General features: G+C 70.6%; 22 protein-coding genes and 1 tRNA gene. 14 read left to right on the top strand and 9 right to left on the bottom strand.

Annotation, left to right across the window (positions count from 1 at the left end; all coding sequences use genetic code 11):
• Window positions 1-4: 4 nt before the first annotated feature.
• Window positions 5-778, bottom strand: coding sequence for a polysaccharide deacetylase family protein (locus tag AC07FV_RS20295; protein ID WP_479088779.1), 774 nt, complete (start codon window positions 776-778; stop codon window positions 5-7).
• Between the two features lie 236 nt (window positions 779-1,014).
• Between AC07FV_RS20295 and AC07FV_RS20290 the strand changes: the two genes are divergently transcribed.
• Complete coding sequence (locus AC07FV_RS20290; RefSeq protein WP_479088778.1) at window positions 1,015-1,599, top strand: hypothetical protein; 585 nt, start codon at window positions 1,015-1,017, stop codon at window positions 1,597-1,599.
• A gap of 7 nt (window positions 1,600-1,606) precedes the next feature.
• On the opposite strand, the gene AC07FV_RS20285 is transcribed toward AC07FV_RS20290, so the two are convergent.
• A complete protein-coding gene (locus tag AC07FV_RS20285) occupies window positions 1,607-2,440 on the bottom strand; it encodes a PIG-L family deacetylase (RefSeq protein WP_479088777.1) in 834 nt (277 codons plus the stop codon).
• Between the two features lie 405 nt (window positions 2,441-2,845).
• Window positions 2,846-3,316, bottom strand: a complete 471-nt coding sequence (locus AC07FV_RS20280; protein WP_479088776.1) for an ArsI/CadI family heavy metal resistance metalloenzyme — start codon at window positions 3,314-3,316, stop codon at window positions 2,846-2,848.
• A gap of 79 nt (window positions 3,317-3,395) precedes the next feature.
• Between AC07FV_RS20280 and AC07FV_RS20275 the strand changes: the two genes are divergently transcribed.
• From AC07FV_RS20275 to AC07FV_RS20265, 3 genes are read left to right on the top strand one after another with little or no spacing between them, the layout of a single operon-like run.
• Window positions 3,396-3,803: an ArsR/SmtB family transcription factor gene (locus tag AC07FV_RS20275; protein ID WP_479088775.1), complete on the top strand. Its 408-nt coding sequence runs from the start codon at window positions 3,396-3,398 to the stop codon at window positions 3,801-3,803.
• Window positions 3,800-4,900, top strand: a complete 1,101-nt coding sequence (arsB, locus tag AC07FV_RS20270; protein WP_479088774.1) for an ACR3 family arsenite efflux transporter — start codon at window positions 3,800-3,802, stop codon at window positions 4,898-4,900. Before AC07FV_RS20275 ends, arsB begins: the two co-directional genes overlap by 4 nt.
• Window positions 4,893-5,315, top strand: a complete 423-nt coding sequence (locus AC07FV_RS20265; RefSeq protein WP_479088773.1) for an arsenate reductase ArsC — start codon at window positions 4,893-4,895, stop codon at window positions 5,313-5,315. Before arsB ends, AC07FV_RS20265 begins: the two co-directional genes overlap by 8 nt.
• A gap of 547 nt (window positions 5,316-5,862) precedes the next feature.
• Here AC07FV_RS20265 and AC07FV_RS20260 read toward each other — a convergent pair.
• A tRNA-Gly gene (locus tag AC07FV_RS20260) sits at window positions 5,863-5,936 on the bottom strand.
• A 513-nt stretch (window positions 5,937-6,449) separates the two neighbouring features.
• Here AC07FV_RS20260 and dcd point away from each other — a divergent pair.
• On the top strand, window positions 6,450-7,025 hold the full coding sequence (dcd, locus tag AC07FV_RS20255) for a dCTP deaminase (protein ID WP_479088772.1): 576 nt from the start codon (window positions 6,450-6,452) through the stop codon (window positions 7,023-7,025).
• 13 nt (window positions 7,026-7,038) lie between these two features.
• Entirely contained in the window at window positions 7,039-7,536 is a 498-nt protein-coding gene (locus AC07FV_RS20250; RefSeq protein WP_479088771.1) for a phosphoribosyltransferase, read from the top strand.
• 85 nt (window positions 7,537-7,621) lie between these two features.
• Here AC07FV_RS20250 and AC07FV_RS20245 read toward each other — a convergent pair whose 3' ends face one another.
• The 3 genes from AC07FV_RS20245 to AC07FV_RS20235 form a co-directional block, all read right to left on the bottom strand.
• Window positions 7,622-8,632 (bottom strand): Yip1 family protein, encoded by a 1,011-nt coding sequence (locus AC07FV_RS20245; RefSeq protein ID WP_384689881.1) that lies wholly within the window; start codon window positions 8,630-8,632, stop codon window positions 7,622-7,624.
• Window positions 8,633-8,715: 83 nt separating this feature from the next.
• Window positions 8,716-10,050, bottom strand: a complete 1,335-nt coding sequence (locus tag AC07FV_RS20240) for an FG-GAP repeat domain-containing protein (protein WP_479088944.1) — start codon at window positions 10,048-10,050, stop codon at window positions 8,716-8,718.
• A gap of 233 nt (window positions 10,051-10,283) precedes the next feature.
• Complete coding sequence (locus AC07FV_RS20235) at window positions 10,284-12,566, bottom strand: (Fe-S)-binding protein (RefSeq protein ID WP_479088770.1); 2,283 nt, start codon at window positions 12,564-12,566, stop codon at window positions 10,284-10,286.
• 255 nt (window positions 12,567-12,821) lie between these two features.
• On the opposite strand from AC07FV_RS20235, the gene AC07FV_RS20230 reads away from it, so the two are divergent.
• The 7 genes from AC07FV_RS20230 (at window position 12,822) to AC07FV_RS20200 (ending at window position 21,230) form a co-directional block, all read left to right on the top strand.
• Window positions 12,822-14,045, top strand: a complete 1,224-nt coding sequence (locus AC07FV_RS20230) for an MraY family glycosyltransferase (protein ID WP_479088769.1) — start codon at window positions 12,822-12,824, stop codon at window positions 14,043-14,045.
• A 95-nt stretch (window positions 14,046-14,140) separates the two neighbouring features.
• On the top strand, window positions 14,141-15,997 hold the full coding sequence (gene dnaK / locus AC07FV_RS20225; RefSeq protein ID WP_356602393.1) for a molecular chaperone DnaK: 1,857 nt from the start codon (window positions 14,141-14,143) through the stop codon (window positions 15,995-15,997).
• Window positions 15,994-16,671: a nucleotide exchange factor GrpE gene (gene grpE, locus AC07FV_RS20220; RefSeq protein ID WP_479088768.1), complete on the top strand. Its 678-nt coding sequence runs from the start codon at window positions 15,994-15,996 to the stop codon at window positions 16,669-16,671. Before dnaK ends, grpE begins: the two co-directional genes overlap by 4 nt.
• A 33-nt stretch (window positions 16,672-16,704) precedes the next feature.
• Window positions 16,705-17,901, top strand: a complete 1,197-nt coding sequence (gene dnaJ / locus AC07FV_RS20215; protein ID WP_479088767.1) for a molecular chaperone DnaJ — start codon at window positions 16,705-16,707, stop codon at window positions 17,899-17,901.
• A 5-nt stretch (window positions 17,902-17,906) separates the two neighbouring features.
• On the top strand, window positions 17,907-18,362 hold the full coding sequence (locus AC07FV_RS20210) for a heat shock protein transcriptional repressor HspR (RefSeq protein WP_356602387.1): 456 nt from the start codon (window positions 17,907-17,909) through the stop codon (window positions 18,360-18,362).
• Between the two features lie 163 nt (window positions 18,363-18,525).
• Complete coding sequence (locus tag AC07FV_RS20205) at window positions 18,526-19,644, top strand: sugar ABC transporter substrate-binding protein (protein ID WP_479088766.1); 1,119 nt, start codon at window positions 18,526-18,528, stop codon at window positions 19,642-19,644.
• A 551-nt stretch (window positions 19,645-20,195) separates the two neighbouring features.
• On the top strand, window positions 20,196-21,230 hold the full coding sequence (locus tag AC07FV_RS20200) for a helix-turn-helix transcriptional regulator (RefSeq protein ID WP_479088765.1): 1,035 nt from the start codon (window positions 20,196-20,198) through the stop codon (window positions 21,228-21,230).
• Here AC07FV_RS20200 and AC07FV_RS20195 read toward each other — a convergent pair.
• Both AC07FV_RS20195 and AC07FV_RS20190 read right to left on the bottom strand, forming a co-directional pair.
• Complete coding sequence (locus tag AC07FV_RS20195) at window positions 21,193-22,176, bottom strand: helix-turn-helix transcriptional regulator (protein WP_479088764.1); 984 nt, start codon at window positions 22,174-22,176, stop codon at window positions 21,193-21,195. The genes AC07FV_RS20200 and AC07FV_RS20195 overlap by 38 nt on opposite strands.
• Window positions 22,173-23,183, bottom strand: a complete 1,011-nt coding sequence (locus tag AC07FV_RS20190) for a helix-turn-helix transcriptional regulator (RefSeq protein WP_479018451.1) — start codon at window positions 23,181-23,183, stop codon at window positions 22,173-22,175. Before AC07FV_RS20190 ends, AC07FV_RS20195 begins: the two co-directional genes overlap by 4 nt.
• Window positions 23,184-23,506: 323 nt before the next feature.
• On the opposite strand from AC07FV_RS20190, the gene AC07FV_RS20185 reads away from it, so the two are divergent.
• Window positions 23,507-23,842 (top strand): hypothetical protein, encoded by a 336-nt coding sequence (locus AC07FV_RS20185; RefSeq protein WP_479088763.1) that lies wholly within the window; start codon window positions 23,507-23,509, stop codon window positions 23,840-23,842.
• Window positions 23,843-23,998: the final 156 nt, after the last annotated feature.

Below are 23,998 nucleotides of genomic sequence, written 5' to 3'. Positions count from 1 at the left end.
GGGCTCAGCGCACCGGGAAGCCGAAGGAGTAGCCCTGGTCCCGGAGCCAGGGGAGGACGCGGCGCAGGGCCTCGACCGTCTGCGAGCGGTCGCCGCCCGCGTCGTGGAAGAGGAGCGTCGGACCGTTGGACAACTCCCGTTCGACGGTGGCGACGATGGCGTCCGCACCCGGCCGCTCGAAGTCCTTGGTGTCCACGTTCCAGCCCAGCGGACGCATCCCGTGGGAGGCGGCCAGCTTGCGGCTGTACGGGGTGAAGGCCCCGCCGGGAGCCCGGTAGTACATCGGGCGCACACCGCCGGACGCCTCGATGATCATGCGTTCGGCGTCGAGGATCTCCCGCGACTGGTACGCCTCGGGCTTCCGGTCCATGGTGGTGTCGTGCGACACGGTGTGGTCGCACAGCCGGTGCCCGGCCGCGACCACGTCCTTCACGAGCTGCGGGTGGGCCTGCGCCTGCGTCCCCGTCACGCAGAACGTGGCCTTCACCCCGTACTCGCGCAGCAGGTCGAGCACCTGGGGCGTCCACGCGGGGTCGGGACCGTCGTCGATGGTGATGTTCACGCCGCGCGCCCCCGCGTCCGAGGCGTGGGCGATGGCCGCGTCGACCGCCCGGACGCCGCCGCCCGGCGTGGCCGACGCGGTCGCCCTCGGGGACGCGGCCCCCACGGACTCGGCCTGTGCCGTCCACACCGAGGCGCCGACGGCGAGCACCGTCACCCCGAGCGCCGCCCCGACCACCTTGCCGTACCAGCCCCGCCCACCACCGTGCCGCGCCATGCCCGCCCCGCCTTCACCCGGTCCGTCATCCGATCCACCTGGCAGGACGAGGGACGGCCCCCCGAGGATGCGTCCGTTACCGACCACGGACAATCTGGGGGAAGTACCCGGACAACCAGCCGCGCGACGACCCGATCCCGCGCCCTGGAGGGCGTGTCGAGGAACGTCGGCCCCACGGACGGCGCCCCGCCGCCCGGCGGCCCGCACCTCGACGCGCGTCACCCCGAGGAGACGAGTTGATCACCGAGTACCAGCAGCGGCTGCGCGAGCGCTACCTCGCCGCCCCCGTCATGCCGGCCCCGGGGCCGTGGCGGCCGGTACTCGACCGCCGAACCCCCATCGGCGGCCTGCTCGGCATCGGTTTCGCCGTCCACCCCGACCACGGCCACGACCTCGTCATGGTCGTCTCGAGCGACGGCCACGGGCTCTTCGACGCCGTCACCGGCGAGAAGATCGCCCGCGATCGGGACCCCGACCCCGACACCAGCACCCCCGACGCCCACCCGGAGCTCTCCTGCCCCGGCCTCGGGCCGATCGGAGGCACCCAGGTCCGCATAGCCGGCCTCTTCGGCGGCGGCCTGCACCGCACCACCCCCGACGGCTGGTCCCTGGACGTCGTCAGCCCGGAATGGCCCCACGACCGCGTCATCCTGTCCGCGGCCGGCGGGACCCGCGGAGGCGCGGCGGGCGAGACCTGGTGGCACGTCTTCCACTCCGAGTACTCGGAACTCCGTACCGCCGGGTTCTCACCCTCCGGCCTCACCCTGGCCGTCGCCACCAGCAGCGACCTCACCCTCTGGTCCCGGCGGCGACCCCATTAGGTGCGGATCAGCGCAGTCCGGCGAAGAGGTCGTTCTCGGGCAGGGCGGCGCCTGTCGCGTCCTGGACCCGCACGAAGGTCTCCGTGCCCATCAGCTCGCCGAACCTCTCCTTGCCCATCCTGAGGAAGAAGATGTTCTCGCCCTGACTGGCGTGCGCGGCCAGCGCGTCGAACTTCTGCCCGCTGAACGCGGTGGCGTCCACCCACGTGGTGATCTCGTCGTCGGGGAGACCGATCTCGGCCATCGCGGCGGTCTCGGCGGGGTCCGGCTCGGGCATGTCGGGGTCGATCTCGCGCATGATCTCGCCGAACCGGCGCATCTCCGAGCGGGGCATCGTGGTCCAGTACACCTTCGGCGTCAGCCCGGTCATCTCCAGCGCCGCCATCGTGATGCGGTGGGCCTGGATGTGGTCGGGGTGACCGTAGAAGCCGTTCTCGTCGTAGGTGACGACCACATCGGGTCGGTAGTGCCGCATGAGTTCCGCGAGCCGGGCGGCGCCCTCCTCGACGGGGGTCCGCCAGAAGGACCCGGGGGCGTCGTTGCTGGGCCAGCCCATCATCCCGGAGTCGGCGTAGTCCAGCATCTCCAGGTCGCTGATCTTCAGCACCTCGCAGCTCGCCTCGAGTTCACGCCGGCGCATCGAGGCGACCGCCGCCGGATCATGCCCGGGATCACCCGGCTTCACGCCCCCCGGCCCGTCCCCGCAACCGCCGTCGGTACACGTCACGAGCACCGTGCGGATGCCCTCCGCCGCGTACCGCGCGAGGACCCCTCCGGTGCCGGTGGCCTCGTCGTCGGGGTGGGCGTGCACAGCCATGAGGGTCAAGGGCCGGTCGGTCATGGAAACAGTCCTCCTGCGGAGATACGTCGTGGTCCACTGGCGTGGCGGGCACACCGCGACCCTGCCACCCGGCCCCTGGTGCGACGGGCAGCCTGGTGCCCCGCGGTGCCGGTGCCCCGGTCGATGCAACAGCACCGCCCGGACCGCCTGTTCCCGTCCATGACGGTTCTCGAAGGGCAGGAGGGCGCGATGATGCCCGGTCGGGCGGAACGCCGAGCGAGGGCGGCAGCCCTTCGCGCCGTCACCCACCTCGGGCATGCCCTCCGATCTGCGACGGACACTCCGGCCTGATCCGCGCAGTCGCCCCAGCCCGGCGGAGGGCCCTGTGACTGTCGCGGGGCGCGCTGACGCGAGGAGGCCCCGACCGTAGCCGGGGCCCGTTCTCACCCGTTTCCTCGCACTCCCTCAGCCGCAGGCACAGCCCGCGGCGCTCGGCGCCTCCTCTGCGGCCTGGCCGGTGCAGCAGCCGTCGCCGGTGGCGTGGGGGCCGGTGCTCTTGCCGAGGGTGTCGGCGTCGGCCTTCACGACGTAGACCTCCCAGGGCTCCTTGCCGGGGCCGTGCACCCACACCTTGTCCTGGAGTGCGTAGCAGCAGGAGGTGTCGTTCTCCTCGAAGGTGGCCAGGCCGGCGTCCTTGAGCCGGTTCGTGGCCGCGGTGACCTGGTCGGTGGACGCGACCTCGACGCCGAGGTGGTCCAGTCGGGTCTCCTCGCCCGGCTCGCCCTCGATGAGGACGAGCTTGAGCGGGGGCTCGGTGAGGGCGAAGTTGGCGTAGCCCTCGCGCCGCTTGGCCGGGTCGGTGCCGAACAGCTTCGAGTAGAAGGTGATCGACGCTTCCAGGTCACTGACACGCAGGGCGAGCTGAGCGCGGGACATGGCAGGGCTCCCATCCGGTTGTTTCGATGTCCTTCGATGCAACATTGCGCGCTGAATCGAAGGATGTCAACATAGAGGCATGTCGAATCAAGAGATGGTGGTGCTCGGCCGGACCGACGAGTCCGCGACCTGCTGCCCGGGGCTGCTGACCGCTCCCCTGGACGAGGGCCAGGCCGTGGAGCTGGCGAAGGTGTTCAAGGCACTGGGTGATCCGGTGCGGCTGCGGCTGCTGTCGATGATCGCCTCACGGTCGGGCGGCGAGGTGTGCGTCTGTGACCTGACCCCGGCCTTCGACCTGTCCCAGCCGACGATCTCGCATCACCTGAAGCTGCTGCGGCAGGCCGGTCTCATCGACTGCGAGCGGCGCGGCACCTGGGTCTACTACTGGCTGGTCCCGGAGATGACCGACCGGTTGGCGAGCATCCTGACCCGCCCCATGGGTGCGCCTCTGCCCGACCGCGGCACGCCGGCCGGAGCTGCTTCGTGAGTACTGCTGCTCCCGAGCAGAACGTAGCGGGGCGTCTGTCCTTCGTGGACCGCTACCTCGCCGTCTGGATCCTTGCCGCCATGGCTGCCGGGCTGGGCCTGGGCCGCTTGGTGCCGGGCCTGGGTGACACGCTGGCCGAGGTGACCGTGACGGGGGTGTCCCTGCCGATCGCCCTGGGCCTGCTCGTGATGATGTACCCGGTGCTGGCCAAGGTCCGCTACGACCGCCTCGACACCGTCACCCGCGACCGCCGCCTCCTGCTGCTGTCTCTGCTGCTCAACTGGATCATCGGCCCGGCGCTGATGTTCGCCCTGGCCTGGCTGTTCCTGCCGGACCTGCCCGCCTACCGCACCGGCCTGATCATCGTCGGCCTGGCCCGCTGCATCGCCATGGTCATCATCTGGAACGACCTCGCCTGCGGCCACCGTGAGGCCGCGGCCGTCCTGGTCGCCCTGAACTCCGTCTTCCAGGTCATCGCGTTCTCGGCGCTCGGCTGGTTCTACCTCTCGTTCCTGCCCGGCCGGCTCGGCCTGGAACAGACCGGTCTGGACGTCTCGGTGTGGGAGATCGCCCGGAGCGTGCTCGTCTTCCTCGGCATCCCGCTCGCAGCCGGCTACCTCACCCGCCGCATCGGCGAGAAGACCAAGGGCCGCACCTGGTACGAAGCCAAGTTCATCCCGCGCGTCGGCCCCTTCGCCCTGTACGGCCTGCTCTTCACGATCGTCATCCTCTTCGCCCTGCAGGGCGAAGCCATCACCTCGCAGCCCTTCGACGTCGCCCGCATCGCCCTGCCGCTGCTGGCCTACTTCGCGATCATGTGGGCCGGATCGATGTTCCTCGGTCGTGCCGTCGGCCTCGACCACCCCCGTGCGACGACGCTGGCCTTCACCGCCGCGGGCAACAACTTCGAACTGGCCATCGCGGTCGCCATCGCCACCTTCGGCGCCTCCTCCGGCCAGGCCCTCGCCGGCGTCGTGGGCCCCCTCATCGAGGTGCCCGTGCTGATCGGCCTCGTGTACGTCGCCCTGCGCGCGCGCCGCTGCTTCCCCGCACCGGCCGCCACTCCCGCACCCCAGGAAGACACCGCCCATGCCTGACACCGCCGCCGCCTCGTCCGTCCTGTTCGTCTGCGTCCACAACGCCGGACGCTCGCAGATGGCCGCCGCCTTCCTCACCCACCTCGCGGGCGACCGCGTCCAGGTCCGCTCCGCCGGCTCCGCCCCCGCCGCCACCGTCAACCCGGCCGTCGTCGCGGCCATGGCCGAGGTGGACATCGACATCGCGGCCGAGGTACCCAAGGTGCTCACGACCGAAGCCGTCCAGGCGTCCGACGTCGTGATCACGATGGGCTGCGGTGACACCTGCCCCGTCTTCCCCGGCAAGCGCTACCTCGACTGGGAGCTGCCCGACCCGGCCGGGCAGGGGATCGAAGCGGTCCGCCCGATCCGCGACGAGATCGAGAAGCGCATCCGCGGCCTGATCGACGAGATCGCCCCGGCGAGCCGAGCGTGAGCACGGCGCTCTGCTGTATGGACCTACCCCGGGGTGGACGCGGACGCCACCGGCGCGGTGCAGCGGTCCCCTCTCCGGGAAAGGCAGGGGCTCAGTCCGGTGGCCGAGGCTTCCACGACCCAGCCGAACGTCCGCCCTCCTGGGTTCATTTGCCGGGTGCCGGCCCGTACCACTGGAGCGCCTGGCCTCCGAGGCCGTGGCGGCCAAGCGTGCCCGGCTGACCGGAGGCGCCAGAGACGCCTGCCTCTCGAAGCCCGTCTCCCACCAGAAGACTTGCTCAACTGCCACCGTGACGGCGTAGTTGGCAGCCAAGGCGCGGAGGAAGACGGTCCCAGCGGCCTGGACGCGCAGGATCGCGTCACCACGATCCCTGTCCGATCGGTGGCGCACGGTGCGGTGTCCGGTGAGACATGCCCCGGAGTGGTTGGACACAGGGAGCGGACGCTGTGATGGAGGCGGAGGACATCATCGAGGTGCTTTCATGCACGCGACGAGTGATCACCAAGAACAGAGAAAAGGCCCGGGTCGATGACCTGGGCCTTTTGTATGGAGCGGGTGACGAGAATCGAACTCGCGCTCTCAGCTTGGGAAGCTGATGTTCTACCATTAAACTACACCCGCGTAAGACGCCGACCGAGGTCGGTGCCTGGACGCTCGGTCACTCTACCCCATCGTCGGCCCCCGGTGTTCGCGCCGTGGGGCCGACGTGCGTGGAGGTGTGCGGGACGCGGCTGCGGGCAGACGGAGTTGGGGCGTACGGTGGGCCCCCGCGAAGGAGCCGGGAGGGGCCGGAGTGCCGCCTGGAGAGTCGTTCCTTTGATCCCGTACTGTGGCTTTTGTCGTCAGGGTAGTCAGCCGGACGAGGCTCTTGGGGAAGGGACTTGAAGGACTTGTTGGATCACACCGTCCTCCGCTGTGCCGATGGGCACGTGTTCACCGCCGCTTCGTTCCCGATGCAGAAGGCCGAGCGACTCGGCCCCGGTCGGCTCGTCCGATGTCCGCGGTGCGCGCGGCTGCGGAGTGCCGTGCCGGTGGTGGGTGCGGTGAAGCGGTAGCACACACCCCGGGTGAGGTTCGGGCGCGCGGCGCGGCGGCGGTTGTCGCAGCTCCGCGCGCCTTGCGTATCCTCGGTGCGTGCTTCTCTCAGACAAGGACATCCGGGCCGAGATCGATTCCGGGCGGGTGCGTATCGATCCTTTCGACGACTCCATGGTGCAGCCGTCGAGCATCGACGTACGTCTCGACCGCTATTTCCGGGTGTTCGAGAATCACCGGTACCCGCACATCGACCCCTCCGTCGAGCAGACGGATCTGACCCGGCTCGTGGAGCCGGAGGGGGACGAGCCGTTCATCCTGCATCCCGGCGAGTTCGTGCTGGCCAGCACGTACGAGGTCGTCTCGCTGCCCGACGACCTCGCCTCGCGGCTGGAGGGGAAGAGCTCGCTGGGGCGGCTCGGGCTGGTCACGCACTCCACCGCCGGGTTCATCGACCCGGGGTTCTCCGGGCACGTGACGCTCGAACTGAGCAATCTCGCGACCCTGCCGATCAAGCTGTGGCCGGGGATGAAGATCGGGCAGCTGTGCCTGTTCCGGCTCACGTCGCCGGCCGAGCACCCGTACGGGAGCGAGCGGTACGGGTCCCGTTACCAGGGGCAGCGGGGGCCGACCGCCTCCCGGTCCTTCATCAACTTCCATCGGACCCAGGTATGAGCAGGACGCGCGCATGAGTGAAGTACGGGAGAACCTGACCTACGAGCAGTTCGGCGTCGCGGTGCGCGAGCTGGCTCAGGCCGTCGCCGACGACGGCTACGAGCCCGACATAGTGCTGTCGATCGCCCGCGGCGGGGTCTTCGTCGCCGGCGGCCTGGCGTACGCGCTCGACTGCAAGAACATCCACCTCGTGAACGTGGAGTTCTACACCGGGGTCGGGACCACCCTGGAGATGCCGGTCATGCTGGCGCCGGTGCCCAACGTCATCGACTTCTCCCGCAAGAAGGTCCTCATCACGGACGACGTCGCGGACACCGGCAAGACGCTGAAGCTGGTGCGGGACTTCTGCCTGGACACCGTCGCCGAGGTCCGCAGCGCCGTGATCTATGAGAAGTCCCACTCGCTCGTCCAGTGCGAGTACGTGTGGAAGCGGACCGACGAGTGGATCAACTTCCCGTGGAGTGTGGAACCGCCGGTGGTGCGCAGGACCGGGCAGGTGCTCGACGCCTGAGCGTCGGGACGCGCGGTGCGTGAGGACATGGAGAAGGGCCCCCGGCGTTGCGCCGCGGGCCCTTTCTGCGTGCCGGGGACGGCCGCTAGAACGTGCCGAGCTTCACGATCGACAGCAGGGCGATCAGCTGGATCGCCGACGCGCCCAGCGCCTTCGGCCAGGGCAGGTCGTGGGAGCGGCTGACCATGAGGGTCAGCAGGGCGCCGGCCGCGACCCAGGTGGCCCAGCCCAGGATCTGGACGAAGGGCGCGTCGCCGCCGGCGAAGAGCGCGACGACCAGGCGCGGGGCGTCCGTGAGGGACATGATCAGCATGGAGAGGCCGACCGTGGGCTGCCAGGCTCCGTCGCCGCCGAGCTGGCGGGCCAGGGTGTGGGTGACCACGCCCAGGACGAACGCGCTCAGCACCATCGCCACGGCCGTGGTCAGGACGATCGGGACCGCGTTCGAGAGGGTGGCGTTGATGGCCTCCTCGCGGGCGCCGTCGAAGCCGAAGACCGCCAGCAGGCCGTAGAGGAAGGTCACGATGAGCGCCGGGGCCCACATCGCGTAGTCCCGCATCTGGAGGAAGGTCTGGTTGGGGGCGAGGACGACGCCCTTCAGCAGTGCCTTCCAGTGCAGGCGGGGGCCGACCGGGCCGGGCGGCGCGGCGGAGCCGGCGCGGTAGGTCTCGCCCTGGTTGTAGGGGTCGTCGACGGTGAACGCCTGGGTGTGGCCCGGGTTGTTGGCGGCGTACGGGTCGTACGGGGGCTGTCCCCCGTGGGGGCCGCCCTGGGGGTGGCCGCCGTCGCCGAAGTACTCCGGCTCACCGTGCCCGCCGCCGTGCGGCTGTGGCCACGGTGAGCCGCCCGCGCCGGGGGCGCCACCCCCGTACGGCTGCTGCGGGTACGGCTGCCGAGGCGTCGCGGGACCGCCGTACGACGGTCCCTGGGGCGCCTGCTGTCCGTACGGTGGGCGTTGCGGTCGCGCGTGCGGAGCGCCGTTGTCCCGGCCGCGTCCGATCCTGAATCCAGCCACGCCTTCGAACGTACCTGGTCCCGGAGAGTGACGTGCGGGGCGCGGCCTTTCGGGGCGGCCTTTGCGGCCGAGCTGTGACATCCCTTACGGGACAGCCCCGAGAACTCCCTGAGGGCTCCCCGGGGACTCCCGCGGCGTCCGCGTACGGCCGGACGGTCCGTTCCCTACGGGGTCAGGAACGCCGACGTGGAGAAGGCGACCGCCGCCTCCGCCGCCACCAGGCCCCGCTCCGCGCCCCGGTACACCGCGACGGTGTCCTGCGTGTCGCCGCGGTACGTCCGCACCACCAGGTCCGCCAGGTCGTCGCCGTCGAAGTCGCCGGTCGTCAGCACCTGCGTGGTGCCGGTCGCCGCGGGCCGCACCGTGACCGCGCCCGCCGTCGTGGGGCCCGTGGCGCGGCCGGGGAGGATGCGCACCCCGTTGCCGCTGGAGACCAGCTCGCTCAGGCCGTCGCCGTCGAAGTCGGCGGCGTCGAGCGTCGAGCCGGGGAGGTCGAGGGTGCTGCGGGCGGCGGTGGGGAGGTCGTAGCGCATCGCGGTGCCGCCCGCGGTGCCCACGGCCGCGTCCAGTGCCTTGCCGCGGCCGAAGGCGCCCAGGGCGATGTCGTCGCCGGCGGGGAGGGCTACGCCGGTGCGGGCGGGGCCCGCCGGGCCGCCCAGGACGACGGCCGCCTTGCCGGGGCCCGCCGAGGCGCGGACGACCAGGTCGTCGTACCCGTCCCGGTCCACGTCGGCGGCGGGGCCGGTCGGCGCCTCGCCCGGGGAGGCGAGGGGCGCGCCGGCCGCGCTGGGGGCGCCCTCTCGGGTGAAGGGGCCGCGCAGGTAGCTGAGCCGGCCGGCCGAGGCGTGGAGGACCAGGTCCTGGGCGCCGTCGCCGTCGAAGTCGCCGCACACCGGGCGTTCGGGCCAGTCGTTGCCGTAGCGGGCCCGCTCGGGGACGGTCAGCGGGACCGCGCGGCCTGCCGGGCCGGAGGGGGAGCCGAAGAGGAGCTGGAGGGGCACCGGGGGGCGGCCCTGGCCGTCGTAGGGCGGGTCGGTGGTGACCACCAGGTCGGTGAAGCCGTCGCCGTCGAGGTCGCAGCTCGCCTCGGCCTCGAAGACGGCCGGCAACTGCCCGTCGGTGGGCGCCGCGTACTTCTTCGGGGTGAGCAACTGCCGGGTGCCGGGGACCGGTCCGCGCGAGGAGCCGTAGACGATGCCGATGCCGGCGTCGTCCGCGTGGCTCTGCGCCTTGACGAGGTCGTCCAGGACGAGGTCGCGGTGGCCGTCGCCGTTGAAGTCATCGGGGACCTCGCTGCCGTCGCCGCGCGGGACGGGGAGCGGGGCGGGGGCGGGGGCCTGGGCGGCGCGTACGGGGGTGGGAGCGGTGTCCTCCGCGGTGGGTGCCGTCCCTCCCTGGCCGCAGGCGGCCAGCAGCAGGCAACCGAGGGCGGCTGTCGTGCTGGTCAGGGTGCTTCTTCGCACGCGCACCGTACCGCTCACCTCGTCCGTCTCGGCCATCTCGTCCGCCTTGCCCGTCTCGCCCGTACAGCCCGTCTCGCCCGTACAGCCCGTCTCGGTCGTCTCGCGGGTATCGACCGTCTCGGTCGTACCGCCCGCATCGTCGGTCTCGGCCGTAGGCATACGTGGCTCCGGCAACGACCGGCTAATGATGCACGTGTTCGAGATACGGCGACACCCCCAGGTCCGGACGGAACCTGGGGGTGTCGTTCGTGAGGATGCGCGGCCGGCGGCTACTTCACCGGTTCCGGCGTCGGCTCGCTCTCCGGCTCCGGCTCGCCCGCCGGGTCGGCCGGGGTCTTGACGGAGTCCAGCAGGAGCTGGGCGACGTCGACGACCTGGATGGACTCCTTGGCCTTGCCGTCGTTCTTCTTGCCGTTGACGGAGTCGGTGAGCATCACGAGGCAGAACGGGCAGGCGGTGGAGACGATGTCGGGGTTGACCGACAGGGCCTCGTCGACGCGCTCGTTGTTGATGCGCTTGCCGATCCGCTCCTCCATCCACATCCGCGCGCCGCCGGCGCCGCAGCAGAAGCCGCGCTCCTTGTGGCGGTGCATCTCCTCGTTGCGGACGCCCGGGACGGCGGCGATGATCTCGCGCGGCGGCGTGTAGATCTTGTTGTGCCGGCCCAGGTAGCAGGGGTCGTGGTACGTGATGATGCCCTCGACCGGGGTCACCGGGAGCAGCTTGCCCTCGTCGACGAGGTGCTGGAGCAGCTGGGTGTGGTGGATGACCTCGTAGTCGCCGCCGAGCTGCGGGTACTCGTTGCCCAGGGTGTTGAGGCAGTGCGGGCAGGTCGCGACGATCTTCTTGGCCGACTTCGGCTTGCGGGACTCGTCGGTGACCTTGCCGTCGTCGTCCATCTCCTCGCCGAAGGCGGCGTTGAGGGACATGACGTTCTCCATGCCCAGTTCCTGGAAGAGCGGCTCGTTGCCCAGGCGCCGTGCCGAGTCACCGGTGCACTTCTCGTCGCCGCCCATGATGGCGAACTTCACGCCCGCGATGTGCAGCAGCTCGGCGAAGGCCTTGGTGGTCTTCTTGGCGCGGTCCTCCAGGGCGCCGGCGCAGCCGACCCAGTAGAGGTACTCGACCTCGGTGAGGTCCTCGATGTCCTTGCCGACGACCGGGACCTCGAAGTCCAGCTCCTTGAGCCACTCCAGGCGCTGCTTCTTCGCCAGGCCCCAGGGGTTGCCCTTCTTCTCCAGGTTCTTGAGCATCGTGCCCGCCTCGGACGGGAACGCCGACTCGATCATGACCTGGTAGCGGCGCATGTCGACGATGTGGTCGACGTGCTCGATGTCGACCGGGCACTGCTCGACGCAGGCGCCGCAGGTGGTGCAGGACCACAGGACGTCCGGGTCGATGACGCCGTTCTCTTCGAGGGTGCCGATCAGGGGGCGCTCGGCCTCGGCGAGGGCGGCCGCGGGGACGTCCTTCAGCTGCTCCTCGGACGCCTTCTCCTCGCCCTCCATGGTCTTGCCGCCGCCGGCCAGCAGGTAGGGGGCCTTGGCGTGCGCGTGGTCGCGCAGGGACATGATCAGGAGCTTGGGGGAGAGCGGCTTGCCGGTGTTCCACGCGGGGCACTGCGACTGGCAGCGGCCGCACTCGGTGCAGGTGGAGAAGTCCAGCAGGCCCTTCCAGGAGAACTGCTCGACCTGGGAGACGCCGAAGACGTCGTCGTCACCGGGGTCGGTGAAGTCGATCGGCTTGCCGCCGGAGGTCATCGGCAGCAGGGCGCCGAGCGAGACGTCGCCGTCGGCGTTGCGCTTGAACCAGATGTTCGGGAAGGCCAGGAAGCGGTGCCAGGCCACGCCCATGTCGGTCTTGAGGGCGACCGTGATCATCCAGATGAACGAGGTCGCGATCTTCAGGCCGGCGAAGAGGTAGACGAGGTTCTGGAGCGTGGAGACGTCCAGGTCGCCGAGTGCGGAGACGACCGGGTACGAGATGAAGAACGAGGCCTCGTAGCCGTCCACGTGGTGGAGGGCGCCCTCCAGCGCGTGCAGCATGAAGATGCAGACGCCGACGATGAGGATGACGGCCTCGACGAAGTACGCCTGGCCGAAGTTGGAGCCGGCGAAGCGGGACTTGCGGCCCGGCTTGTTCGGCTTGCTCAGCTGCCGGATCGCGATCAGGACCAGGATGCCGAGCACGGTCATCGTGCCGATGAACTCGACGAAGACGTTGTACGGCGCCCAGTCGCCGATGACCGGCAGGATCCAGTCGGCCTGGAAGAGCTGGCCGACCGCGTTGACGATCGTCAGCAGCAGCGAGAAGAAGCCCACCGCCACGAACCAGTGCGCCACCCCGACGATGCCCCAGCGGTTCATCCGGGTGTGGCCGAGGAACTCCCGGACCACGGTGACGGTGCGGGCCACGGGGGCATTGGTCCGCAGTCCGGCCGGCACCGGCTGGCCCAGCCGCATGTAGTTGACGATCTGGAGGACGGCGCGGCCGAACAGTGCCACGCCGACCACGATCAGGACCAGCGACACGATGATCGCGGCGAGTTGCATTTGGGGGCTCCTCGGGCCTGCGAGGTGACGAGGGGGCGGTATTACTAAGCGGTAACTTAGGCAGTCCGTTCGAGACTACCCCCATCCTGCGCCGCACTGTAGTCGGACGTGCGGTGATCTGCGTCGCTGAGGCAACCCTGACCACGGGGGTGGCGTCCGGTGCGGCCGGGGGGCGGCTGGGCGGGCTTCGGGGCGCGGACGCGCCATTCGTCCCAAATCATGATATTCGACCTGGTTCGGGCATAGCTTGGGCCCGTGCTCTATGGGATCGCCGCAGCCACCGCCTCCTTCCTTCTCGCCGCCCTCCTCGCCGCGCTGCTGAGGGCGCCCGCCCTGCGCCTCGCCCTCGTCGACCGGCGGCGGCAGCGGCCCGTGCCCCTGCTGGGCGGTGCGGCCGTCGTCCTCGTCACCGGCGCGGTCGCGTGGACGGGGGACCGGACGGGTGTCGTGCCGCTCGGTTCGGGCGTCGGACGGCTGCTCGCGGCCGGGGTCGCCGTCGGCGCGCTCGGTCTGGCCGCCGACGTCTGGCGGCTGCGGCGGCGGTGGCTGCTCGCCGGTACGGCCGTCGCGGCGGCCTGCGCGGTGCCGTACGGCGAGACCGGGCCGGTGGCCGGGGGGCTCGCGGCGGGCTGGATCACGGTGGTCGCCGTGGCCTTCCGGGGGCTCGACCACGCCGACGGGGTGGCCGGCACGGTGGGTGTCGTGACCGCCTTCGGGGTCGGCGCCTGCGCGGCGGCGGAGCTGATGGACGGGCTGGCGGTGCTGCTGCTCGCCCTGGCCGCCGCGCTGACCGGCTTCCTGCTGCACAACTGGCACCCCGCGCGGATCACCCTCGGGGCCTGCGGGTCGCTCTTCGCGGGCTTCCTGCTCGCCGGGGCGACCGTGTTCACCCGTGCGGGGCACGAGCCCCTGGCCGGCGCGGGGGTGGCGTTCGCGCTGACGGCGCTCGCGGGGGTGGACGCCGTCCTCGTCCTCCTCTCCCGCCGGCTCGCCGGACGGCCCCTGCTGCGCGGCGGGCCCGACCATCTCGCCCACCGGCTGCGCCGACTGGGCCTCACCCCGCAGGGTGCGGTGGTGGTGCTCGCGGTGTCCTCCTTCTGCGGGGTGCTCGTGGGCGTACTCGTGCACACCGGCTGGGCCGGTCGGGTGGCGGTGCTCTGGGTGGCCGTCGGGGCGGCGGCCGGGTCGGCGGCGCTGTTGCGGGTACGGGTGTACGGGGCGCGGGGGACGCCGGCTCCGGGGGAGCGCCGGGCGCGGCCGCACGAGGCGCGGCGGGAGGGCGGGGGCGGGTCCCGGAGGGTGGGGGCGGACGTGCCGTCCCGGCGGCGCCCGACGCAGACCCAGGGGTCTCGGACGTCTCCCGGCGCAACCGGAGCCCCGGGCGAGGCGTCCTCCCGGGGGACGATTTTCCCGGTTCGTCAGACCCGGCGGCCGGAGGAAGCGCAGGTCAGCGAGGCGTTGCGTGTAAGGAACGGATAAGAGTTGAGCCTGTTCGACTCACCTCTGTTGACGCAGCGAAATGCGTCCTGCACACTTGAGCCTGTTCCACTCAAGTCAGCTGGAGGTTATTCACCATGGCACGTGCGGTCGGCATCGACCTGGGCACGACTAACTCCGTCGTCAGCGTTCTGGAGGGCGGCGAGCCCACCGTCATCACCAACGCCGAGGGCGCCAGGACCACGCCGTCCGTCGTCGCCTTCGCCAAGAACGGCGAGGTGCTGGTCGGCGAGGTGGCCAAGCGCCAGGCGGTCACGAACGTCGACAGGACCATCCGGTCGGTCAAGCGCCACATGGGCACCGACTGGAAGATCAACCTGGACGGCAAGGACTTCAACCCGCAGCAGATCAGCGCCTTCGTGCTGCAGAAGCTGAAGCGGGACGCCGAGTCCTACCTGGGCGAGAAGGTGACCGACGCGGTCATCACCGTCCCGGCGTACTTCAACGACGCCGAGCGCCAGGCCACCAAGGAGGCCGGTGAGATCGCGGGCCTCAACGTGCTGCGCATCGTCAACGAGCCGACGGCCGCCGCGCTGGCGTACGGCCTCGACAAGGACGAGCAGATCATCCTGGTCTTCGACCTCGGTGGCGGTACGTTCGACGTCTCGCTGCTGGAGATCGGCGACGGCGTCGTCGAGGTGAAGGCCACCAACGGTGACAACCACCTCGGTGGTGACGACTGGGACCAGCGCGTCGTCGACTACCTGGTCAAGCAGTTCCAGTCCGGCCACGGCGTGGACCTCTCCAAGGACAAGATGGCGCTCCAGCGCCTGCGCGAGGCCGCCGAGAAGGCGAAGATCGAGCTGTCCTCGTCCACCGAGACCTCGATCAACCTCCCCTACATCACGGCCTCCGCCGAGGGCCCGCTGCACCTGGACGAGAAGCTGACGCGCGCTCAGTTCCAGCAGCTGACGGCCGACCTGCTGGAGCGCTGCAAGACGCCGTTCCACAACGTCATCAAGGACGCCGGCATCCAGCTGTCCGAGATCGACCACGTCGTCCTCGTCGGTGGCTCCACCCGCATGCCCGCCGTCGCCGAGCTGGTCAAGGAGCTGACCGGCGGCAAGGACGCCAACAAGGGCGTCAACCCGGACGAGGTCGTCGCCATCGGCGCCGCCCTCCAGGCCGGTGTCCTCAAGGGCGAGGTCAAGGACGTCCTGCTCCTCGACGTCACCCCGCTGTCCCTCGGTATCGAGACCAAGGGCGGCATCATGACCAAGCTGATCGAGCGGAACACGACGATCCCGACGAAGCGTTCGGAGATCTTCACCACCGCCGAGGACAACCAGCCCTCCGTGCAGATCCAGGTCTACCAGGGCGAGCGCGAGATCGCGGCGTACAACAAGAAGCTCGGGATGTTCGAGCTGACCGGTCTGCCGCCGGCGCCCCGCGGCGTCCCGCAGATCGAGGTCGCCTTCGACATCGACGCCAACGGCATCATGCACGTGACCGCGAAGGACCTGGGCACGGGCAAGGAGCAGAAGATGACCGTCACCGGCGGCTCCTCGCTGCCGAAGGACGAGGTCGACCGGATGCGCCAGGAGGCCGAGAAGTACGCGGAGGAGGACCACGCCCGCCGCGAGGCCGCCGAGTCCCGCAACCAGGGCGAGCAGCTCGTCTACCAGACGGAGAAGTTCCTCAAGGACAACGAGGACAAGGTCCCCGGCGAGATCAAGACCGAGGTCGAGGGCGCCGTCGCCGAGCTGAAGGAGAAGCTCAAGGGCGAGGACACCGCCGAGATCCGCACCGCCACCGAGAAGGTCGCCGCCGTCTCGCAGAAGCTGGGCCAGGCGATGTACGCCGACGCCCAGGGCGCGCAGGCCGCCGGCGGCGAGGCTCCCGGCGAGGGTGCCCAGGCCGGTGACAAGGGCGGGGACGACGACGTCGTCGACGCCGAGATCGTGGACGACGAGCGCAAGGACGGTGCCGCGTGACGGAGGAGACCCCGGGCTTCGAGGAGAAGCCCGACGTCCCCTCCGGCGCCAGCCCTGACGACGCCGAGCCGAAGGCCGCCGCCCCCTCTTCGGAGGAGGCCGCGGCCCCGGCCGGGGACGCGAGCGAGAACGCGGGCCTGGTGGCCCAGCTGGACCAGGTGCGCACCGCGCTCAACGAGCGCACGGCGGACCTCCAGCGCCTCCAGGCCGAGTACCAGAACTACCGCCGCCGGGTGGAGCGGGACCGCGTCGCGGTCAAGGAGGTCGCCGTCGCGAACCTCCTGTCCGAGCTGCTTCCCGTGCTCGACGACATCGGTCGCGCCCGGGAACACGGCGAACTGGTCGGCGGCTTCAAGTCCGTCGCGGAGTCGCTGGAGACCACGGTGGCCAAGCTGGGCCTCCAGCAGTTCGGCAAGGAGGGCGAGCCCTTCGACCCGACGATCCACGAAGCCCTGATGCACTCCTACGCGCCGGACGTCACCGAGACGACCTGCGTGGCGATCCTGCAGCCCGGGTACCGGATCGGCGAGCGCACCATCCGCCCCGCGCGGGTGGCCGTGGCCGAGCCGCAGCCGGGTGCGCAGACGGTCAAGCCGGCCGAGGAGGGCACCGAGGCCGAGGAAGGCTCCGACGCCGTGGAGAACAAGGAGAGCGGTGGCCCGGACGAGGGCTGAGCTTGAGACGACGAGGAAGGAGGGACGTCGGGGATGAGCACCAAGGACTTCATCGAGAAGGACTACTACAAGGTCCTCGGCGTCCCCAAGGACGCCACCGAGGCCGAGATCAAGAAGGCGTACCGGAAGCTCGCCCGCGAGTTCCACCCGGACGCCAACAAGGGAAACGTCAAGGCGGAGGAGCGCTTCAAGGAGATCTCCGAGGCCAACGACATCCTCGGTGACCCCAAGAAGCGCAAGGAGTACGACGAGGCCCGCGCCCTCTTCGGCAACGGCGGTTTCCGCCCGGGGCCGGGCGCGGGCGGCGGCGGCACCTTCAACTTCGACCTGGGCGACCTCTTCGGAGGCGGCGCCCAGGGCGGGAGCCAGGGCGCCGGCGGCTTCGGCGGCGGCCTGGGCGACGTCTTCGGCGGGCTGTTCAACCGCACCGGTGCCGGCGGCCCCGGCACCGGCACGCGGACCCAGCCGCGCCGCGGCCAGGACATCGAGTCCGAGGTCACCCTCAGCTTCACCGAGGCCATCGAGGGCGCGACGGTCCCGCTGCGGATGTCCTCGCAGGCACCCTGCAAGGCCTGTTCGGGCACCGGCGACAAGAACGGCACACCCCGCGTGTGCCCGACCTGCGTCGGCACCGGGCAGGTCGCCCGGGGTTCGGGCGGCGGCTTCTCGCTGACCGACCCGTGCCCCGACTGCAAGGGCCGCGGTCTGATCGCGGAGGACCCCTGCGACGTCTGCAAGGGCTCCGGACGGGCCAAGTCCTCCCGGACGATGCAGGTCCGCATCCCGGCCGGGGTCTCCGACGGGCAGCGCATCCGGCTGCGCGGCAAGGGCACACCGGGCGAGCGGGGCGGACCGGCGGGCGACCTGTACGTGGTCGTGCACGTCAAGGACCACCCCGTCTTCGGCCGCCGGGGCGACAACCTCACGGTCACCGTCCCGGTGACGTACGCCGAGGCGGCCCTCGGCGGCGAGGTCCGGGTCCCGACCCTGGGCGGGCCGCCGGTCACGCTGAAGCTGCCGGAGGGCACCCCCAACGGCCGCACCATGCGCGCCCGGGGCAAGGGAGCGGTCCGCAAGGACGGCACCCGCGGTGACCTCCTGGTCACCGTGGAGGTGAGTGTTCCGAAGGACCTGACGGGGAAGGCTCGTGACGCGCTCGAGGCGTATCGCGAGGCGACCGCGGAGGAGGATCCGCGGGCGGAGCTGTTCCAGGCCGCGAAGGGAGCTTGACGGGAATGGACGGTCGTCGACGCAATCCGTATGAACTGACCGAGGACACCCCGGTCTACGTCATCTCGGTGGCGGCCCAGCTCTCCGGTCTGCACCCGCAGACCCTGCGCCAGTACGACCGCCTCGGCCTGGTCTCCCCGGACCGCACGGCCGGGCGCGGCCGGCGCTACTCGGCCCGCGACATCGAACTGCTCCGCCAGGTGCAGCAGTTGTCGCAGGACGAGGGCATCAATCTGGCCGGAATCAAGCGCATCATCGAACTGGAGAACCAGGTCGCCGCGCTCCAGGCCCGCATGGCCGAGATGCAGGACGCCCTGGAGGGCGCGGCCACGGCGATGCGCCAGCGCGAGGCGGCGGTGCACGCGTCGTACCGCCGTGACCTGGTCCCCTACCAGGAGGTCCAGCAGACCAGCGCCCTGGTGGTGTGGCGGCCCAAGCGGCACGGACAGTCCCCGGACTGACCGGCTCGCGCAGGCGGCGAGGGCCCGGTGGTCGAGTGGCCTCCGGGCCCGTTCGCAACGTTGCTGTCTCATTGGTCCAGTACTTCTTGACGATTTAGTGAAGACAGCGTTGGCTTCCTTCACCTGGGTCACCACAACGCCCGTGTGTCGGAAGGTAAGCGCAGTGAACAGCCGTGCCCGTCGTATCGCCATATCCGTGGCAGCGTCCGTGATGACCCTCTCGATGGCCGGCTGCGGGGTGCTGGGTGCGTCGGAGAGCAGTGACAAGGCGAGCCCGACCAAGGGCAACGACATCACCGTGGGCCTGCTGCTCCCGGAGAAGGCGAACACGCGCTACGACCTCTTCGACTACCCCTACTTCAAGGCGAAGGTCGCCGAACTCACGCGCGACCAGGGCAACGTCAAGTACGCCAACGCCGAGGCGAGCGCGTCGAAGCAGGCCGACCAGATGCAGGAGATGATCGACGACCAGGTCGACGTGATCGTCCTGGACGCGGTCGACGCGAAGGCCGCCGGGGAGAGCGTCCAGAAGGCCAAGGACGCCGGTATCCCGGTCATCGCCTACGACCGCCTGGCCGAGGGCCCGATCGACGCGTACATCTCCTTCGACAACGAGCTGGTCGGCGAGGTCCAGGGCCGCTCCCTGGTGGAGGCGCTCGGCGACAGTGCGGACAGCTCCGCCAAGATCGTCATGATGAACGGCTCGCCCACCGACCCGAACGCCAAGCAGTTCAAGGCGGGCGCGATGTCCGAGCTGAACGGCAAGGTGACGATCGCCCAGTCCTTCGACACCGCGGACTGGAAGCCGGAGAACGCCGAGGCGAACATGACCGAGGCGATCCAGAAGATCGGCAAGGACAACATCGCCGCCGTCTACTCCGCCAACGACGGCATGGCCGGCGGCATCATCAAGTCCCTGGAGGCCGCGGGCGTCACCGACCTGCCCCCGGTCACCGGCCAGGACGCGGAACTCGCCGCGGTGCAGCGCATCGTCACCGGCGAGCAGTACATGAGCGTGTACAAGTCCTACCCGCAGGAGGCGGAGAACGCCGCGGAGATGGCCGTGGCACGGGTCCAGGGCCGGGACATCCAGTTCGACGCGCTCGCCCGCGAGAAGGTCGACAGCCCCACCCACAAGGGCATCCCCGCCCAGCTGGTGCCCGTGGTCGCCCTCACGCAGGCCAACATCAAGGGCACCATCATCGCGGACGGCTTCTACAAGGTCTCCGACATCTGCACGGCCAAGTACGAGGCGGCTTGCGCGGAGATGGGGCTGAAGTAGTCCGGCCTCCCCTCTTCGGGGTGGGTCCTCTCACATCCCCCCGACAGGTGGATTTCCCCCTGATCGTCTCGAAGCAGGCTGGGAGTCGGGCACGGTGCTGTACGGCGACCGGAGGACGTCGAGCGCCTCGTCCGGGTCGCGGTGGCTGCTGACCCGTACGTCCAGGCGGGTCGTACGCACCATGGGCGACGCCGCGTCCGAGGCCTCGCCCACGACCCGGGTCCTGCCGTCGTCCTCCAACACGCGTCTGACGTCGGCCCGTTCAAGCGGTTCCCGGCCGAGAATTCCCACGCGTATCACGATCTCCGTCCCCCCATCGCCGCCCTGACGCAACGGACGGGCCGGTCAGTCCCGCCGTCACCCAGCATGCACGCTGCGTACACTCCTTCGACACCTCCAGCTTGTTGCAACGAGGAGAGGTGGGGGGTGTGCGTAAGCGCTGATTCTGGTGCAATACCGCTGCCGGTAGTGGACGAGCCGTGTTGCGGACCCGGTCCGGGCCGCGCATAGTTGCGCTGCGGAAAGTGCCGGAACCGGGGGTGGGATGGGCGATGGCCGGGCACGGGGCTCAGGAGCATCCACACGGTGCCGACCGGCTGTGCGCGGCCGGGGATCGCCTGTACTCCCGGGCCGTACGACGAGGCCGGGTGCCCCGCCGGGACGCCGAGCCGGTCCCCTGCCTCCTCGAACTGGCCCTGCTGCACCCCGACCCCGACGACATGGACTGGCTGGTGCCCACCTCCCCGCAGGAGGTCATGACCCGGCTGCTGCGCGGGGTCCACGACGAGGTCAGCGCGAGTCAGCGGCGGGTGGGTTCGGCGGTGGAGGCCTTCGAGTGGTACGCGGGGCTGGGCCGTCAGCTCCAGACCCCGGCCGGCACGGAGGGCACGGCGATCCGGGTCCTGGACGGCCTGTCCCGCATCCAGGCCGCCATGGACGAGGCGACGCAGGCGTGCACGACGGAGGTGCTCACCGTCCAGCCCGGTGGCATCCGGCGCGAGCACGAGCTGTCGGAGGGGCTGCACCGGGCGCTGGCACTGCGCGGGCGCGGGGTGCGGATGCGGGACCTGTACACGCACGTCGCCCGGCACGGGCAGGGCCTGCTCACCTATCTGGAGCTGATGGGCGACACGGTGGAGGCCCGCACCCTCGACGAGGTCATCGACCGGCTCATCCTCTTCGACCGCACGGTCGCCTTCATCCCCGCCAACACCGACCGCACGGTGGCCCTGGAACTGCGCCACCCGGCCCTGATCGCCTACCTGGTCACGGTCTTCGAACGCCTGTGGCGCCTCGCGGTCCCCCTCACGGCCCCGCTTCCCGACACCGGCATCGAGGGCATCTCGCACCGCGAGCAGTCCATCGCGGCGCTGCTGGCGGAGGGCCACCAGGACGCGGTGATCGCGGAACGGCTCGGCATAAGCGTCCGCACCGCCCGCGCCCACATCGCCCGCCTCTCGGAGACCCTGGGCGCGACGAGCCGCACACAGCTGGGGGTGCGCATCGCCCAGGCGGGCCTGGACGGCTCCCCGCCGCCGCCGGCCCCCGTCATCCCTCCGGCTCGAGAATCCCCGACCGCCCGATGAGGTAGCCGAGCTGGGCCCGGCTGTCGCTGCCCAGGGTCGCGGCGAGCTTGGCGATGTGGACGCGTGCGGTGCGGACGTTCATACCGAGGCGGTCGGCTATGGCTGCGTCGGTGTGGCCTTCGACGAGGAGAGCGGCTATGGCGCGTTGGCGGGGGCTGACGCCGTTGAGCGTCGGTGGCTGCACGGCCTGGGGGTGCATGGGGGTGGCGAGGCGCCAGAGCCGGTCGAAGGTGTTGACGAAGTAGGCGATCAGGGCGGGGTGGCGGACTTCGAGGGCGAGGGAGCGGTCCTGGTTGGCGGGGATGAAGGCGACGGTGCGGTCCACGACGATGAGGCGCTCCGTGACCTCGTCGAGGGTGCGGGCCTCCACGTCGCCGGTCAGTCGCTCGTAGCGGGCCTGTGGGTATGCGGTGTGGCGTGCGGTGTGCTGGTAGAGCGCGCGCATGCGAGTGCCGCGGTCGAGGAAGGCCTGGTCGCGCTTGATGGCGTCTTCGAGGATGTCGGGGCGCCTGGTGCTTTTCGAATCGTAGGGCTGAATCGCCAGCAACTCGTGCTCGCCCTCGGCCATGGCTTCCTCGATGGCCTGCCCTGTGCGTTCCTTGCTGCTGAGGATTCTGAGCGCCGTGGTGTCCTCGCCGGTCGCCGCTCGCGTACCGAGGCGCATGAGGGGTTCGAAGACATCCGCGAGGCGTTCGCCACGCCGTCGCTCGCGGGCGATGCGGTCGTCCGACGTGCGCAGCAGTCGTTGCAGGGCGACGGTCGGCGCGGTCGGTTCCAGCCGGCCCAGGTCCTCGATGGCCGGGTGCAGGAGGCCGGTGTCGAGCAGGCACGGCGCCGCTGTGGCCGCGGCGCTGCCCACATGGCCCTCACGCAACGCGCGGGCGTAGAGGCCGATACCCGCTTCGCACAGGTCCTCGTCACCGTGCCGGTGCTTCTCCTCGGTCACGGGCGGCTGTCCACGCCGAGGCCGGGAGAATCCTGTTCCAGGATCCCCGACTGCGCTATCAGGTAGCCCAGCTGGGCCCGGCTTCCGCTGCCCAGGACGGTCGCCAGCTTCGCGATGTGGGCGCGGCAGGTGCGCACGTTCATGCCCAGGCGCCTGGCGATGGCCTCGTCGACGTGTCCCTCCACGAGGAGCTTGGCGATCGAGTGCTGGATGTCGGTGATGCCGTCGGGGGCCGTCTCGTAGGGGGCACCGGCGGTGAGCGGCACCGCTCGGCTCCAGATGAACTCGAACACCTTGATGAGGTAGCGAACCAGACCCGGGTGCCGGATCTCCAGGGCAACCTGGCGGTCGTCACTGATGGGGATGAACGCCACGGCCTCGTCGCAGATGATGAGGCGTTCGACCAGCTCGTCGATGGTGCGGTACTCGGCCTTCCCGTTCGGGAACTGGTCCACGTAGGCCAGGCGCTCGGGGCTGTACCGCGCCGTGTGCTGGTAAAGAGTCCGGATGCGCACCCCGCGCTCGATCAGCGTCCGGTCGCGCTCCAGGGCTTCGATGAGCCGGCGCTCGGGGTGCCGTGCACTCGGCTGGACCGTGAGCATCTCGCTGTGGCACTGGTCCGTGGCCAGGTCGAGAGCGGAGTTGATGCGGTCGAGGCCCTCCAGCACGCTGATCGAGTGGGTCGGTGCCGCGCCTTGCGCGCTCAGGGCCATGAAGGGCTCGAAGGCCGCCGCCAGCTCGATCGACGTGCGCCTGCGCTCGGATATCTCGTGCTCGATCGGATTCAGCCGTCGCGCGAGGGCGACGGCGGGAGACACGGGGAGCAGCCAGTTGGCGTCGTCGGGGTCCGGGTGGAGGAGAGCGAACTCTCCCAGGCAGGGGACGTGCTCGGCCTCCCCACGGGCGATACGGCCAGTCCGCAGGGCGTTCGCGTAGAGGTGCGCACCCTCCTCGCACAGTTCAGTAATAGCGTGGGGATGTGTCGCTTCGGTCTGATTTGTTGTCAAATCTCCACCCCCCAGGGTCCTGAACGTGCAGGAACATGATGCACCGATTGTGTGGCCATGACGTGCCTGAATGAGCCATCGTCTTATCCGACGGGGGAAGAGGGACCTTCAAGTGAGGACGAAGCCGACTATGTCTAAGAGAATGCTTCGCTCGGTGCTTGTCGCCGCCTTCTCCGCCGTTGCGGCCTTCGGGACTCTGAGTGGCCTCTCCGTGGAGAAGGGTGACGCACGAGCGGACAGCGCCTGGTCACTGGCAGCGGTGACCGCCTCGCCTGCCGGCGGAGACGGAGAAGCTGTCACCGACGACAGTGCGTGGTCTTGACATGACGACGCCACCAGACGACCGCTCCTTCCGCCGAGAGATGGCCACCGCCTACCGCTCCGGCTGGCACTTCATCGACCTGGTCACCGCGATCCCCCACGCCGGTGACTCCCTGATGGTGACCGTCTTCGGCGAGCCGGTCGTCGTCACGCTGGACGAGGACGGTGACGTGCGGGCGTACCGGTGCCTGCGGCGGCCGCGAGGTGCTCCGCAGCCCGTGCGGTGTGCCATCCGGTACGGAATGATCTTTGTGAACCTGGACCAGAGGGACCACCGGCTCGTGTCGTCGGAGGACCCTGAAGTGAGGACCATCTCGGCCACCCCCCGCAGTGCCTGACGCGATTCCCCCGTCGTAACAAATCGCTCAGGTGCTTCCCCCCGGCAGCGGGGGGGGGGGGGGGGGGGGGGGGGGGGGGGGGGGGGGGGGGGGGGGGGGTGGGGGGGGGGGGGGGTGGGGGGGGGGGGGGGGGGGGGGGGGGGGGGGGGGGGGGGG

Source organism: Streptomyces sp. NPDC045956 (assembly GCF_056430705.1).
The sequence above is the reverse complement of the archived record's forward strand: the minus strand, read 5'-3'. Positions and strand labels throughout refer to the sequence as shown.

Bases quoted from the DNA above. Each gene is read 5' to 3' on its own strand.
- AC07FV_RS20295 (WP_479088779.1), bottom strand. From the start codon at position 778: ATGGCGCGGCACGGTGGTGGGCGGGGCTGGTACGGCAAGGTGGTCGGG.
- AC07FV_RS20285 (WP_479088777.1), bottom strand. From the start codon at position 2,440: ATGACCGACCGGCCCTTGACCCTCATGGCTGTGCACGCCCACCCCGAC.
- AC07FV_RS20280 (WP_479088776.1), bottom strand. From the start codon at position 3,316: ATGTCCCGCGCTCAGCTCGCCCTGCGTGTCAGTGACCTGGAAGCGTCG.
- AC07FV_RS20275 (WP_479088775.1), top strand. From the start codon at position 3,396: ATGTCGAATCAAGAGATGGTGGTGCTCGGCCGGACCGACGAGTCCGCG.
- AC07FV_RS20265 (WP_479088773.1), top strand. From the start codon at position 4,893: ATGCCTGACACCGCCGCCGCCTCGTCCGTCCTGTTCGTCTGCGTCCAC.
- AC07FV_RS20250 (WP_479088771.1), top strand. From the start codon at position 7,039: ATGAGTGAAGTACGGGAGAACCTGACCTACGAGCAGTTCGGCGTCGCG.
- AC07FV_RS20245 (WP_384689881.1), bottom strand. From the start codon at position 8,632: ATGTCACAGCTCGGCCGCAAAGGCCGCCCCGAAAGGCCGCGCCCCGCA.
- AC07FV_RS20240 (WP_479088944.1), bottom strand. From the start codon at position 10,050: ATGGCCGAGACGGACGAGGTGAGCGGTACGGTGCGCGTGCGAAGAAGC.
- AC07FV_RS20235 (WP_479088770.1), bottom strand. From the start codon at position 12,566: ATGCAACTCGCCGCGATCATCGTGTCGCTGGTCCTGATCGTGGTCGGC.
- dnaK (WP_356602393.1), top strand. From the start codon at position 14,141: ATGGCACGTGCGGTCGGCATCGACCTGGGCACGACTAACTCCGTCGTC.
- dnaJ (WP_479088767.1), top strand. From the start codon at position 16,705: ATGAGCACCAAGGACTTCATCGAGAAGGACTACTACAAGGTCCTCGGC.
- AC07FV_RS20210 (WP_356602387.1), top strand. From the start codon at position 17,907: ATGGACGGTCGTCGACGCAATCCGTATGAACTGACCGAGGACACCCCG.
- AC07FV_RS20200 (WP_479088765.1), top strand. From the start codon at position 20,196: ATGGCCGGGCACGGGGCTCAGGAGCATCCACACGGTGCCGACCGGCTG.
- AC07FV_RS20185 (WP_479088763.1), top strand. From the start codon at position 23,507: ATGACGACGCCACCAGACGACCGCTCCTTCCGCCGAGAGATGGCCACC.